The sequence below is a fragment of the Demequina litoralis genome (genome assembly GCF_030418455.1).
Taxonomy (GTDB): domain Bacteria; phylum Actinomycetota; class Actinomycetes; order Actinomycetales; family Demequinaceae; genus Demequina; species Demequina litoralis.
The window spans coordinates 58,278-72,161 of sequence record NZ_JAUHPW010000001.1; the positions used below are offsets into that span (position 1 = coordinate 58,278).

General features: G+C 70.9%; 10 protein-coding genes. 9 read left to right on the forward strand and 1 reads right to left on the reverse strand.

Going from position 1 to position 13,884, the window contains the following annotated elements; genetic code table 11:
* The 5 genes from QQX09_RS00265 to QQX09_RS00285 all read left to right on the forward strand — a co-directional run bounded on the left by QQX09_RS00265 (position 1) and on the right by QQX09_RS00285 (position 6,591).
* Positions 1 to 1,023 carry a 6-phosphofructokinase gene (locus QQX09_RS00265; RefSeq protein ID WP_301130706.1) on the forward strand — a complete coding sequence of 341 codons (1,023 nt, stop codon included), beginning with the start codon at positions 1 to 3 and terminating at the stop codon, positions 1,021 to 1,023.
* Positions 1,024 to 1,200: 177 nt separating this feature from the next.
* Positions 1,201 to 2,691: a 30S ribosomal protein S1 gene (rpsA, locus tag QQX09_RS00270; protein ID WP_301130707.1), complete on the forward strand. Its 1,491-nt coding sequence runs from the start codon at positions 1,201 to 1,203 to the stop codon at positions 2,689 to 2,691.
* Between the two features lie 100 nt (positions 2,692 to 2,791).
* On the forward strand, positions 2,792 to 3,385 hold the full coding sequence (coaE, locus tag QQX09_RS00275; RefSeq protein ID WP_301130708.1) for a dephospho-CoA kinase: 594 nt from the start codon (positions 2,792 to 2,794) through the stop codon (positions 3,383 to 3,385).
* Between the two features lie 42 nt (positions 3,386 to 3,427).
* Complete coding sequence (uvrB, locus tag QQX09_RS00280; protein ID WP_301130709.1) at positions 3,428 to 5,491, forward strand: excinuclease ABC subunit UvrB; 2,064 nt, start codon at positions 3,428 to 3,430, stop codon at positions 5,489 to 5,491.
* A gap of 71 nt (positions 5,492 to 5,562) precedes the next feature.
* Positions 5,563 to 6,591: a TerC family protein gene (locus QQX09_RS00285; protein WP_301130710.1), complete on the forward strand. Its 1,029-nt coding sequence runs from the start codon at positions 5,563 to 5,565 to the stop codon at positions 6,589 to 6,591.
* Positions 6,592 to 6,603: 12 nt separating this feature from the next.
* On the opposite strand, the gene QQX09_RS00290 is transcribed toward QQX09_RS00285, so the two are convergent.
* A complete protein-coding gene (locus QQX09_RS00290; protein WP_301130711.1) occupies positions 6,604 to 6,888 on the reverse strand; it encodes a YciI family protein in 285 nt (94 codons plus the stop codon).
* A gap of 389 nt (positions 6,889 to 7,277) precedes the next feature.
* Between QQX09_RS00290 and uvrA the strand changes: the two genes are divergently transcribed.
* From uvrA to QQX09_RS00310, 4 genes are read left to right on the forward strand one after another with little or no spacing between them, the layout of a single operon-like run.
* Complete coding sequence (gene uvrA / locus QQX09_RS00295; protein WP_301130712.1) at positions 7,278 to 10,118, forward strand: excinuclease ABC subunit UvrA; 2,841 nt, start codon at positions 7,278 to 7,280, stop codon at positions 10,116 to 10,118.
* A 16-nt stretch (positions 10,119 to 10,134) separates the two neighbouring features.
* Positions 10,135 to 12,018 carry an excinuclease ABC subunit UvrC gene (gene uvrC / locus QQX09_RS00300; protein ID WP_301130713.1) on the forward strand — a complete coding sequence of 628 codons (1,884 nt, stop codon included), beginning with the start codon at positions 10,135 to 10,137 and terminating at the stop codon, positions 12,016 to 12,018.
* Complete coding sequence (rapZ, locus tag QQX09_RS00305; protein WP_301130714.1) at positions 12,015 to 12,935, forward strand: RNase adapter RapZ; 921 nt, start codon at positions 12,015 to 12,017, stop codon at positions 12,933 to 12,935. The genes uvrC and rapZ overlap by 4 nt, the downstream gene beginning before the upstream one ends.
* Entirely contained in the window at positions 12,932 to 13,879 is a 948-nt protein-coding gene (locus tag QQX09_RS00310) for a gluconeogenesis factor YvcK family protein (RefSeq protein WP_301130715.1), read from the forward strand. Before rapZ ends, QQX09_RS00310 begins: the two co-directional genes overlap by 4 nt.
* Positions 13,880 to 13,884: the final 5 nt, after the last annotated feature.

The window sequence follows — 13,884 nt, forward strand, 5'->3', positions numbered from 1 at the left end:
ATGCGAATCGGTCTTCTCACGGGTGGCGGGGACTGCCCCGGTCTCAACGCGGCGATCAGAGCCGTCGTCAAGCGCGGCACGTCGGAGCTCGGCTGCTCCATCGTCGGCTTCAACAACGGCTGGCAGGGCGTCATCGACGGCGATGCCCGGCCCATGACGCGCGACGACGTCTCCGGGATCCTCGTCCACGGCGGCACGATGCTCGGCACCGCGCGCTGCCACCCCCACAAGGTCGAGGGAGGCATGGAGGCCGTCCAGGAGACCTTCGAGAACGAGAAGCTCGACGGCTTCATCTGCATCGGCGGCGACGGCACGCTCAAGGCGGCCGGCAAGGTGTCGAAGGCCCTCGGCGTGCCCGTCATCGGCATCCCGAAGACCATCGACAACGACGTGGTCGGCACCGACGCGGCGATCGGCTTCGACACCGCCGTGTCCATCGCGACCGAGGCGATCGATCGCCTCCACTCCACGGCGGAGTCCCACAACCGCGTCATGGTCGTCGAGGTCATGGGCCGCCACAGCGGCTGGATCGCGGTGACCGCGGGCATCGCGGGCGGCGCGGACATCATCCTCGCGCCCGAGGAGCCGTTCGACATCGACGTGATCGCCAAGCGCATCAAGCACCGCCACCGCTACAAGAACTTCTCGATCGTCGCGGTCGCCGAGGGCGCGATCCCCGCCGAGGGGTCGTCCTGGGCCGGCAAGCAGACCCTCGACGAGAAGGGCAACCCGATCGCCGGCTCGATCGGCCACGAGGTCACCAAGGCGATCGAGGCGGCCACCGGCTTCACCACGCGCCTCACGGTCCTGGGCTACGTCCAGCGCGGCGGCGTCCCGACCGCGGCGGACCGCCTCCTCGGCACGCGCATGGGCGTCCGCGCGATCGACGGCATCGTCGCGGGGGAGTCGCACAAGTTCACGGCGCTGCAGGGCGACCACATCGTGCTCGAGCCCTTCGACACGATGATGGGCAAGACCAAGTGGGTGCCGGACGAGCTGCTCATGGCGGCGCGCGGTCTCTGACCCGCGCGACGGCGCCGGGACGATGCGGCGGCGACCAGGCGCATCGTCCCGCCGCCACGCCGGTGGCCGCATTGCCCGGAACCGGTGGAACGCGGTAGGATATCCGTTGGTCTGGTGCGCCCGCGTGCCCGGCCAACCATATCCATACGATTCCCTGTCCACCGGAGCAATTCCTTAATGTCCGTTTCCACCCCCGAGTCCGCAATCGCCGTCAACGACATCGGCACCGCTGAGGATTTCCTCGCTGCCGTCGACGCGACCATCAAGAACTTCGACGACGGTGACCTCGTCGAGGGCACCATCGTCAAGGTCGACCGTGACGAGGTCCTCCTCGACATCGGCTACAAGACCGAGGGTGTCATCCCCTCGCGCGAGCTTTCGATCCGCCACGACGCCAACCCGGATGAGGTCGTCAACGTCGGCGACACCGTCGAGGCGCTCGTCCTCACCAAGGAGGACAAGGAGGGTCGCCTGATCCTCTCGAAGAAGCGTGCGCAGTACGAGCGCGCGTGGGGCTCGATCGAGAAGATCAAGGAAGAGGACGGCGTCGTCTCCGGCACCGTCATCGAGGTCGTCAAGGGCGGCCTCATCGTGGACATCGGTCTCCGCGGCTTCCTCCCGGCCTCGCTCGTCGAGATGCGCCGCGTGCGCGACCTCGCGCCGTACATCGGCCAGTCCATCGAGGCGAAGATCATCGAGCTCGACAAGAACCGCAACAACGTGGTCCTGTCGCGCCGTGCCTTCCTCGAGCAGACGCAGTCCGAGGTCCGCTCGTCCTTCCTCACCGCGCTGGCCCCCGGCCAGGTCCGCAAGGGTGTCGTCTCGTCGATCGTCAACTTCGGTGCGTTCGTCGACCTCGGCGGCGTGGACGGCCTCGTGCACGTCTCCGAGCTGTCGTGGAAGCACATCGACCACCCGTCCGAGGTCGTCTCGGTCGGCCAGGAGGTCGAGGTCGAGGTCCTCACCGTCGAGATGGACCGCGAGCGCGTCTCGCTGTCGCTCAAGGCGACCCAGGAGGACCCGTGGGCGGTCTACGCCCGCACCCACGCGATCGGCCAGATCGTCCCGGGCAAGGTCACCAAGCTCGTCCCGTTCGGCGCGTTCGTCCGCGTCTTCGAGGGCATCGAGGGCCTCGTGCACATCTCGGAGCTGGCGACCCGCCACGTCGAGCTGCCCGAGCAGGTCGTGTCGGCCGACGAGGACGTCTTCGTCAAGATCATCGACATCGACCTCGAGCGTCGCCGCATCTCGCTCTCGATCAAGCAGGCGAACGAGGGTGTCGACCCGCAGGGCGAGGACTTCGACCCCGCGCTCTACGGCATGACCGCCGAGTACGACGCCCAGGGCAACTACAAGTACCCCGAGGGCTTCGACCCGGAGACCCAGGAGTGGCGCGAGGGCTTCGAGTCCGAGCGCGAGGCCTGGGAGGCCGAGTACGCGAAGGCGCACGAGCGCTGGGAGGCCCACAAGGCGTTCGTCGCCAAGCAGGACGCCCAGGCCGCCGAGGCCGAGGCTGCCGCTCCGGCCGCCGCCGCCCCGCGCAAGGGTGCCGGCCGCAAGGCCGACGGTCCGACCTCGTACTCGTCGCACGACGAGTCGGGCGACCAGGGCACGCTTGCCTCGGACGAGCGCCTCGCCGCTCTCCGCGAGAAGCTGACCGGCAACTAAGCCAGTCCCGTACGAAGGCCGTCACCCCTGCGGGGGTGGCGGCCTTCGTCGTATCCGCCCTGGGTTGGCGCCTGTCGGACCGGCGTGTTTGACTGCCGTCGTGCTTCGCATCGGCCTCACCGGCGGGATCGCCTCCGGCAAGTCAACGGCGTCCGCGCGCTTCCGTGCGCGCGGCGCCCGCGTCATCGACCACGACGAGCTCGCCCGCAGGGCGGTCGAGCCCGGCTCGGCCGGTCTCGTCGACATCGTCTCCGAGTTCGGGGACCGGGTGCTGAGGGACGATGCGCTCGACCGGCGCGCGCTCGCCGCGATCGTCTTCCACGACGAGAGCGCGCGCGAGCGGCTCAACGCGATCGTGCACCCCTACGTCATCGCGATGGGCGCGGCCGCGGACCGGCAGGCGCGCCGCGAGGGCGTGGCGGTGATCGTGCACGACATCCCGCTGCTGCTCGAGAGCGGCCAAGGGCCCGACTTCGACCTGGTCGTCACCGTCGAGGCGCCGGAGCAGGTGCGCGTGAGCCGGATGGTCGCGACCCGCGGCATGACGGAGCACGATGCGCTGGCCCGGATCCGCGCGCAGGCCACCGACGAGGAGCGCGCCGCGATCGCGGACGTCGTCCTCGACGGCTCCGGCGCGGTCGAGGGGCTCGACCGGCAGGTCGACGCGTTCTGGGACCTCAACGTGCCGCGCTGACCCTCGCATCGTCCTGTCGGAGCCCCGGCGTACCGTAGTCGCATGAGCAGCCCCGACCTCCGCCGCAGCGAGGCCCCCTTCCAGGTGGTGTCCGAGTACAAGCCCTCCGGCGACCAGCCGAAGGCCATCGACGAGCTCGCGCGGCGCCTCCAGGCGGGGGAGCAGGACGTGGTGCTGCTGGGAGCGACGGGTACCGGCAAGTCCGCCACCACCGCGTGGCTGGTGGAGCGGCTGCAGCGGCCCACGCTCGTGATGGCGCACAACAAGACGCTCGCGGCGCAGCTGGCGAACGAGTTCCGCGACCTGCTGCCGAACAACGCGGTCGAGTACTTCGTCAGCTACTACGACTACTACCAGCCCGAGGCCTACGTCCCGCAGACGGACACGTTCATCGAGAAGGACTCGTCGATCAACGAGGAGGTCGAGCGGCTGCGCTACTCGGCCACCAACTCGCTTCTCACCAGGCGCGACGTGGTGGTGGTGTCGTCGGTCTCGTGCATCTACGGCCTCGGCACGCCCGAGGAGTACATCCAGGGCATGGTCACGCTCGCGATCGGCGACGTGCTCGACCGGGACTCGCTGCTGCGGGAGTTCGTGCAGATGCAGTACTCGCGCAACGACCTCGCGTTCACGCGCGGGACCTTCCGGGTGCGCGGCGACACCGTCGAGATCATCCCGGTGTACGAGGAGCTGGCGATCCGCATCGAGATGTTCGGCGACGAGGTCGAGGCGCTGTACACGCTGCACCCGCTCACCGGCGAGGTGGTGGAGCGGCGCCAGCAGGTGCACATCTTCCCCGCGTCGCACTACGTCGCGAGCGAGGAGCGGATGAACCGCGCGATCTCGACCATCGAGATCGAGCTGGGGGAGCGGCTGCAGGAGCTCGAGCGGCAGAACAAGCTGCTCGAGGCGCAGCGCCTCAAGATGCGCACCACCTTCGACCTCGAGATGATGCGCTCGGTCGGGACGTGCTCGGGCATCGAGAACTACTCACGGCACATCGAGCAGCGGGAGGCGGGGACGCCGCCGCACACGCTGCTCGACTACTTCCCGGACGACTTCCTCCTGGTGATCGACGAGTCGCACGTGACCGTGCCCCAGATCGGCGCGATGTACGAGGGCGACACCTCGCGCAAGCGCACGCTCGTCGAGCACGGCTTCCGCCTGCCCTCGGCGCTCGACAACCGGCCCCTCAAGTGGCCCGAGTTCCAGGAGCGGATCGGGCAGACCGTGTACCTGTCGGCCACGCCGGGCAGGTACGAGCTCGAGCGCTCCGACGGCGTGGTCGAGCAGATCATCCGTCCCACGGGCCTCGTCGACCCCAAGGTCGTGGTCAAGCCCACCGAGGGGCAGATCGACGACCTCCTCGAGTGCATCCGCGCGCGGGTCGAGCGCGACGAGCGCGTCCTCGTCACCACGCTCACCAAGAAGATGGCCGAGGACCTCACCGAGTACCTCGGCGACCGCGGCGTGCGCGTCGAGTACCTGCACTCCGACGTCGACACGCTGCGCCGCGTCGAGCTGCTCCGGGAGCTGCGCATGGGCCGCTACGACGTGCTCGTGGGCATCAACCTGCTGCGCGAGGGCCTCGACCTGCCCGAGGTGTCGCTCGTGTCGATCCTCGACGCGGACAAGGAGGGCTTCCTGCGGTCGGGCACGTCGCTCATCCAGACCATCGGGCGCGCGGCCCGCAACGTTTCAGGCGAGGTCCACATGTACGCGGACACCGTCACGGACTCGATGGCCTCCGCGATCGACGAGACCAACCGCCGCCGCGAGCTCCAGGTCGCGTTCAACGAGGCGAACGGCATCGACCCGCAGCCGCTGCGCAAGCGCATCGGCGACATCACGGAGATGCTTGCGCGCGAGGAGGCGGACACCGCCGAGGCCCTCGAGCAGGCCAAGCGCGCGCCCACGCCGGGCGGAGACGGCAAGAAGACGCTGCTCGCGCAGCGCCCCGCGGAGGAGCTGTCGCAGCTCATCGAGGACCTGTCCGACCAGATGCGCGCCGCGGCCGCGGATCTGCAGTTCGAGATCGCGGCGCGCCTGCGCGACGAGATCGGCGAGCTCAAGAAGGAGCTGCGCCAGATGATCAACGCGGGCTGACGGCGCGCGCCCGCACTGCATCCTCGCGCCCGCGCACCCCCGCCGCATCCTCGCGCCCCTAGGATGGTCCGGTGGAATCTGGGCTCGTCTGGGCGATCACGATCGCCGGCATCGTCGGACTGTTCGTGTTCGACTTCGTGGTCGTGGTGGCGAAGCCGCACGTGCCCTCGTTCCGGGAGTCGGCGTGGTGGTCGGTCTTCTACATCGCGTTGGCGTTCGCGTTCGGCGCGTCGATGTGGTGGTGGAACTCGCCCGCGAAGGGCACCGAGTTCATCGCCGGCTTCATCACCGAGAAGTCGCTGTCGATCGACAACCTCTTCGTCTTCCTGGTGATCCTGTCGCGCTTCGCGGTGCCGCCGAAGCTCCGGCAGCGCGTGCTCCTCATCGGCATCGCGATCGCGCTCGTGCTGCGCGGCGTCTTCATCGCGGCGGGTGCGGCGGCGCTGTCGACCTTCAGCTGGACGTTCTACCTGTTCGGCGCGTTCCTGCTCTACACGGCGATCGTGATCGCGCGCGAGGGCGGCGCCGAGGAGGGCGACGTCGAGTACAAGGAGAACCTCCTCGTCCGCACCGCGCGGCGCCTCCTGCCGGTCACCGACGGCTACCGCGACGGCCGGTTCGTCATCCGCGACGCCGGGCGCCGCGCCATCACGCCGCTGCTGCTCGTCGTGCTCGCGATCGGCGGCACCGACGTGCTGTTCGCGCTGGACTCGATCCCGGCGATCTTCGGGCTCACGCAGGACCCGTACATCGTGTTCACGGCCAACGCGTTCGCGCTCCTGGGCCTGCGCCAGCTGTTCTTCCTGGTCGACGGGCTGCTCGCGCGCCTGGTCTACCTGTCCTACGGACTCTCGGTGGTGCTGGGCTTCATCGGCGTCAAGCTGGTGCTCGAGGCGCTGCACGAGAACTCGCTGCCGTTCCTCAACGGCGGCGAGCCCTTCGACGTGTGGGTGCCGTCCTCGAACCAGTCCCTGCTGGTGATCATCGTGGTGATCGGCGTCGCGGCGCTGGCGAGCGTGCGGGTCACCCGCGGCGGGCGCGACCGCCGGTCGCAGCACGCGGCGCATCCCGAGCCTGTCGAGTCCGCCGAGGACGACTGAACCCTCGGCTGGTCAGGCGGTCCAGGGGCCTCCGGCCGGCCAGTCGCGTACCGTGTGCCCGACCACGAGCCCGGCGGCCTGGTACGGGTCCGCGGCGAGCAGCTCCTCGACGGCCGCGGCGCTCTCCGCCTCGAAGACCAGCAGCGCGCCGGGCTGGCCCTCGTCCTCGTAGCGGCCGAAGACCTTGGCGATGCCCTGCTCGGCCAGGCCGAGCATCCAGGCGCGGTGCAGGGGGCGCATCTCCTCGCGCTCGGCGGCGCGGTCGTCGTAGACGTAGTGGATCGCGTAGAGGCTCATGCGCCCATCTTGCACGACCCGCGCCTCGGCACGGCCGCCCCAGCGCGTCCGGCGCCGCGCGCGGGCGGGTCGGGGCATCGGGGCGGTGGCGTGTCGGCGCGCGGGTGCGCACTTCATGTCCGCGTATTTCAACGCAGGCTTGAACAGGCCCCGCAACGGGGAGCGGAACCGTCCCTCCGGCGGGGCTGTCCAAGCGATTCCTGAAATTCGCGTGCACGACTTGCACTCGAGCGCGCCTGCCTGGCCCGCGGCGAGGCGCGCGAGGGCGCAGCAGCGGCGGTGCCGCAGGCAGCGGGGGCCGGGCGGTGGCGTGGCGCGAACGGGACGCCGCGCCCACGACACGCCGGATCGAACGTGTGTTCGAAGCGGATTCCGCGTAGCATGGCCGGGTGAACGACCGTCTCCTCGTCCGCGGTGCGCGTGAGCACAACCTCAAGGGTGTCGACCTCGACCTTCCCCGCGACGCCCTCATCGTCTTCTCCGGCCTCTCCGGCTCCGGCAAGTCGTCCCTCGCGTTCGACACCATCTTCGCCGAGGGCCAGCGCCGCTACGTCGAGTCGCTGAGCGCGTACGCGCGCCAGTTCCTCGGCCAGATGGACAAGCCCGACGTCGACTTCATCGAGGGCCTGTCGCCCGCGGTGTCGATCGACCAGAAGTCGACCAACCGCAACCCGCGCTCGACCGTCGGCACCATCACCGAGGTCTACGACTACCTCCGCCTGCTGTTCGCGCGGGTCGGCACCCCGCACTGCCCGGTGTGCGGCGAGCAGATCCAGGCGCAGACCCCGCAGCAGATCGTCGACTCCGTGCTCGCGCTGCCCGAGGGCACCCGCTACCAGGTGCTCGCGCCTGTGGTCCGCGGCCGCAAGGGCGAGTACCAGGATCTGTTCGAGGACCTCCAGCAGCAGGGCTTCGCCCGCGCCCGCGTCGACGGCGAGACGGTCCAGCTCACCGAGCCGCCCAAGCTCGAGAAGAAGCTCAAGCACGACATCGAGGTCGTGGTCGACCGCCTCGTCGCGCGTGACGGCGTGCGTCAGCGCCTCACGGACTCGGTCGAGACCGCGCTGCGCATCGCCGACGGCCTGGTCATCATCGACCCCGTCGACGGCGAGATGGAGCCCCGCCGCTACTCGGAGAAGCGCGCGTGCCCCAACGACCACGTCCTCACGCTCGAGGAGATGGAGCCGCGCACCTTCTCCTTCAACGCCCCGTACGGCGCGTGCCCCGAGTGCACCGGCATCGGCATCCGGCTCGAGGTCGACCCCGACCTCGTGATCCCGGACCGCGAGCTGTCGCTGCGCGACGGCGCCGTCGCGCCCTGGGCCGCCACCAGCTCGGACTACTTCACCCGCACCCTCACCGCGCTCGCCGACGATCTGGGCTTCGACATGGAGACCCCGTGGAAGGACCTTCCCAAGGAGGCGCAGACGGCGATCCTCACGGGCAAGGACTACAAGGTCCACGTGAAGTTCCGGAACCGCTACGGACGCGAGCGTCAGTACACGACCGGCTTCGAGGGCGTCATCACCTGGATCGAGCGCCTCCACGAGCAGACCGAGTCCGAGTGGTCGCGCGAGAAGTACGAGTCGTACATGCGTGAGGTGCCGTGCCCCGTGTGCCGCGGCGCGCGCCTCAAGCCCGAGGTGCTGTCGGTGACGATCGGCGGCCGGTCCATCGCCGAGGTCTGCGAGCTCTCCATCGCGGAGGCGCGCGACTTCCTCCTGACCGCCGAGCTCGACGAGCCCGGGCGCCAGATCGCCGTCCAGGTCCTCAAGGAGATCGACGCCCGTCTCGGCTTCCTGCTCGACGTGGGTCTCGACTACCTCACGCTCGCACGCGCGGCCGGCACGCTGTCGGGCGGCGAGGCGCAGCGCATCCGCCTCGCCACCCAGATCGGCTCCGGCCTGGTGGGCGTGCTCTACGTGCTGGACGAGCCGAGCATCGGCCTGCACCAGCGCGACAACCGCCGCCTCATCGACACCCTCACGCGCCTGCGCGACCTCGGCAACACGCTCATCGTCGTCGAGCACGACGAGGACACCATCCGCACCGCGGACTGGGTCGTCGACATCGGCCCCGGCGCAGGCGAGCACGGGGGAGAGGTGGTCCACTCGGGCACGTACGACGACCTCCTGTCCAACGACCGCTCCATCACCGGCGCGTACGTCGCCGGCCGCCGCACCATCGAGCTGCCCGAGTCGCGGCGTGCGATCGACCGCAAGCGGCAGGTCACCGTCGTGGGCGCGCGCGAGCACAACCTCCGCGGCATCGACGTGAGCTTCCCGCTCGGCGTCCTCACCGCGGTGACCGGCGTGTCCGGCTCCGGCAAGTCGACGCTCGTCAACTCCATCCTCTACACGAGCCTCGCGAACACGCTCAACGGCGCCCGCCAGGTCGCCGGCCGCCACACCCGCATCACCGGCACGGACCAGCTCGACAAGATCGTCCACGTCGACCAGGGCCCCATCGGCCGCACGCCGCGCTCCAACCCCGCCACCTACACGGGCGTGTGGGACAAGGTGCGCAAGCTCTTCGCGGACACGCAGGAGGCGAAGGTCCGCGGCTACGGCCCCGGCCGCTTCTCGTTCAACGTCAAGGGCGGACGATGCGAGGCGTGCGCGGGCGACGGCACGCTCAAGATCGAGATGAACTTCCTTCCCGACGTCTACGTGCCGTGCGAGGTGTGCAAGGGCGCCCGGTACAACCGGGAGACGCTCGAGGTGCACTTCAAGGGCAAGAACGTGGCCGACGTGCTCGACATGCCGATCGAGGAGGCCTCGCACTTCTTCGAGGCGATCCCGTCGATCGCGCGCCACCTCACGACGCTCGTCGACGTGGGTCTCGGCTACGTGCGTCTCGGCCAGCCCGCGCCCACCCTCTCGGGCGGCGAGGCGCAGCGCGTCAAGCTCGCCTCCGAGCTCCAGCGGCGCTCCACGGGACGGACGGTCTACGTGCTCGACGAGCCCACGACCGGGCTGCACTTCGAGGACGTCCGCAAGCTGCTCGGCGTGCTCCAGGGGCTCGTCGAGAAGGGCAACACGGTCATCGTGATCGAGCACAACCTCGACGTCATCAAGTCCTCGGACTGGGTCATCGACATGGGCCCCGAGGGAGGCTCGGGCGGCGGCATGGTCATCGCGGAGGGCACCCCGGAGCAGGTCGCGGGCGCGGAGGGCTCCCACACGGGTGCGTTCCTCGCGGAGATCCTCGGCGCGCCGGCCCCCGCCTGATCCCTAGGCTGGCGACGTGACCGACCCCGCCTCGTACCGCCCCGCGCCCGGCACGATCCCGACCCAGCCGGGCGTGTACCGGTTCCGGGACCCGCACGGCCGCGTGGTCTACGTGGGCAAGGCGAAGAGCCTCCGCGCGCGTCTCGCGAACTACTTCCAGGACCCCGCCCAGCTCCACCCGCGCACCCGCGCCATGGTGACCACCGCATCGTCCGTCGAATGGACGGTGGTGCGCAACGAGGTCGAGGCGCTCATCCTCGAGCACACGTGGATCAAGCAGTACGACCCGCGGTTCAACGTCGTCTTCCGCGACGACAAGTCGTACCCGTACCTCGCCGTCACGATGAACGAGAGGTTCCCGCGCATGCAGGTGATGCGCGGCGAGCGCAAGAAGGGCGTGCGGTACTTCGGGCCCTACGCGAAGGCGTGGGCGATCCGCGAGACCGTCGACACGCTCCTCACCGCGCTCCCGGTGCGCACCTGCGCGCCAGGGGTGTTCCGCAAGGCCGAGCGCCAGGGCCGGCCGTGCCTCCTGGGCTACATCGACAAGTGCGCCGCGCCGTGCGTGGGACGCATCTCGCCCGAGGACCACAAGGCCCTCGCCGAGCGGGCATGCCAGGTGCTCGCGGGCGACGCCAAGTCGCTCGTGCGGGACCTCACGGCCTCGATGCAGGCGGCCGCCGAGCGCGAGGACTTCGAGGCGGCGGCACGGGCCCGCGACCGCCTGCGCGCACTCGACTCGGTGATGGCGCGCAACGCGATCGTGCTCGACGCGGGCGTGGACGCGGACATCTTCTCCCTCGACGACGACGAGCTCGAGGCCGCGGCGCACGTGTTCCACGTGCGCGACGGGCGCATCGCCGGCGAGCGCGGCTGGGTGGTCGACAAGCCGGAGCCGCTGGGCCCGGCCGGCATGGTGGTGCGACTCCTCGAGGAGGCGTACGGCGCGGCCGACGCGGAGGAGATCCCGCCCGAGGTCCTCGTCCCGCACCTGCCCGACGACTCCGCGATCCTCACCGAGTGGCTGAGCGGGCTGCGCGGCGCCAGGGTGACGATGCGCGTGCCCGCCCGCGGCAAGAAAGCGGAGCTGGCCCAGACCGGCCACGGCAACGCGCGCCAGGTGCTCGAGCAGCACCGGCTCAAGCGCGCCTCCGACCTCACCACGCGCTCTGCCGCGCTGCAGGAGCTGCAGGAGGCGCTCGGGCTCGCCGAGGCGCCGCTGCGCATCGAGTGCTACGACATCTCCCACACTCAGGGCACCAACCAGGTCGGCTCGATGGTGGTGTTCGAGGACGCGATCGCGCGCAAGCCGGAGTACCGCCAGTTCTCGATCGCCGACGCGGTCGACGACACCGCCGCGATGCACGAGGTGCTGTCCCGCCGCTTCCGCCGCTACCTCGAGGAGTCGCAGCTGCCCCCCGAGGAGCGCGAGACCGCGCGGTTCGCGTACCCGCCGCAGCTCGTGGTGGTCGACGGCGGCCTCCCGCAGGTGAACGCGGCGCGGCGGACCCTCGACGAGGTCGGGGTGCCGGACATCGCGGTGGTCGGCCTCGCGAAGCGCCTCGAGGAGGTGTGGATCCCCGGCGACGACTTCCCGGTCATCCTGCCGCGCGGCTCCGAGGCGCTGTACCTGCTCCAGCGGGTGCGCGACGAGGCCCACCGCTTCGCGATCAAGCACCACCGCGCCAAGCGCACCAAGGCGATGAAGGTGTCGCAGCTCGACGAGGTGCCCGGCGTCGGCCCGGGCCGCGCGAAGGCGCTGCTCACGCACTTCGGCTCGCTCGCGCGGCTCAAGGAAGCCTCGATCGAGCAGATCGCGCTCGTGCCGGGAGTCGGCACGGGCACCGCACGGACTGTCTACCAGGCGCTGCGGGGCGAGGCTGGCATGCTGGACGCATGATGGACGAGGTCCCCCCGGTCACCTTCCCCTCCGGCATCCCGCGCCCCGCGCTCGACATGACCGGCGTCGACGCCGAGGTGATGGTCCTCACCGGCATGTCGGGAGCCGGGCGGACCAGGGCCGCAGCCGCCCTGGCGGACCTCGGCTGGTACGTGGTCGACAACCTCCCGCCGCAGCTGCTCGCCGGCCTCGTCGAGATGGTGGGGCGCGGCCGCCACCACCGCCTGGCCGCCGTGGTCGACGTGCGCGGCGGCGACTTCTTCCAGGACGTCATCGCGGTGCTCGACGACCTCGAGGAGCGGGGCATCACGGTGCGCCTGGTGTTCCTCGACGCCTCGGACGCCGCGCTCGTGCACCGCTTCGAGGAGGCGCGCCGGCCGCACCCGCTCCAGGGCGACGGCACCCTGCTCGAGGGCATCGCGCGCGAGCGCGCCGCGCTCACCGCCGTCCGCGAGCGGTCCACCGAGGTGGTCGACACCAGCCGGCTCAACGTGCACCAGCTCCGGGACGTCATGACCGAGGTGGCGGGGGAGACCGAGCGCCCGCTCCAGGTCAACGTGCAGTCCTTCGGCTTCAAGAACGGCTCTCCGCACGACGCCGACTTCGTGGCCGACGTGCGGTTCCTGCAGAACCCGCACTGGGAGCCCGAGCTGCGCCCGCTCACAGGCCTGGATGCGCCGGTACGGGACTACGTGCTCGCCTCGGACGGCGCGCGCGAGTTCGTCGACGGCTACGCCGACGTGATCGCCGGCGTCCTCGACCGCTACCGGGCGCACGACAAGCACTCGGTCACGATCGGCGTGGGGTGCACGGGCGGCAAGCACCGCTCCGTGGCGGTGGCCGAGGAGCTGGGCCGCGTGCTCGGCGAGCGCGGCTACCAGGTGCGCGTCACGCATCGTGACCGGGATCCGCGATGACCGGCCCCCACGTCGTCGCCCTCGGCGGCGGGCACGGCCTCTACGCCTCGCTGACCGCGCTGCGCGGCGCGTGCGAGACGCTCACCGCCGTCGTCACGGTCGCGGACGACGGCGGCTCGTCCGGCCGCATCCGCGCCGAGATGCCGGTGCCGCCGCCCGGCGACCTGCGCATGGCGCTGTCCGCGCTGTGCGAGGACACCGACTGGGGACGCACGTGGCGCGACGTCCTGCAGTGGCGCTTCGCGACCTCCGGCCCGCTCGACGGCCACGCGGTCGGCAACCTGCTCATCGCGGGCCTGTGGGACCGCACCGGAGGCATCGTCGACGGTCTCGACTGGGTCGCGCGGCTGCTGCGATGCGAGGGGCGGGTCCTGCCCGTGTCCACCGAGCCCATCACGGTGAGCGCCGACTTCACCGTCGGGCAACGGGTCGAGCGGGCGGTCGGCCAGGTCGCCGTCGCGACCGCGCCGGGACGCATGCAGTGCCTGGCGATCGACCCGGTCGATCCCGCCGTCCCGGCCGCGACGCTCGAGGCGCTCGCCGAGGCCGACGCGATCATCCTCGGACCCGGCAGCTGGTACACGTCGGTCCTCACGCACTTCCTGGTGCCGCGCGTCGCGGCGGCCCTCGTCGCGGCCGGCCCGCGCACCATCCTCACCCTCAACATCGCGCACGAGGACGAGGAGACGGCCGGCACGGACCGCATCGACGACATCGCCGCGCTGCGCGACGCCGCTCCCGGCTTCGTCCCCGCCGCGGTGCTCGTGGACGCCACGGAGGACGATGCGGCGCTGAGGGCCGCCGTCGAGTCCTGGGGGGCCCGCTACGTCGTGGCGCCGATGCGCGAGCCGGGCACGGTCGACCGGCACGATTCCGCGCTGCTGAGCGAGCAGTACCGGTCGCTCGTGACCTGGGTGCGCAGCGGCGGCGCGCCGGCGCGCTGACAGAT

Excerpts from the sequence above, each read along its gene's own strand:
- QQX09_RS00265 (WP_301130706.1), top strand. The coding sequence starts at position 1 with ATGCGAATCGGTCTTCTCACGGGTGGCGGGGACTGCCCCGGTCTCAAC.
- rpsA (WP_301130707.1), top strand. The coding sequence starts at position 1,201 with ATGTCCGTTTCCACCCCCGAGTCCGCAATCGCCGTCAACGACATCGGC.
- uvrB (WP_301130709.1), top strand. The coding sequence starts at position 3,428 with ATGAGCAGCCCCGACCTCCGCCGCAGCGAGGCCCCCTTCCAGGTGGTG.
- QQX09_RS00290 (WP_301130711.1), bottom strand. The coding sequence starts at position 6,888 with ATGAGCCTCTACGCGATCCACTACGTCTACGACGACCGCGCCGCCGAG.
- rapZ (WP_301130714.1), top strand. The coding sequence starts at position 12,015 with ATGATGGACGAGGTCCCCCCGGTCACCTTCCCCTCCGGCATCCCGCGC.
- QQX09_RS00310 (WP_301130715.1), top strand. The coding sequence starts at position 12,932 with ATGACCGGCCCCCACGTCGTCGCCCTCGGCGGCGGGCACGGCCTCTAC.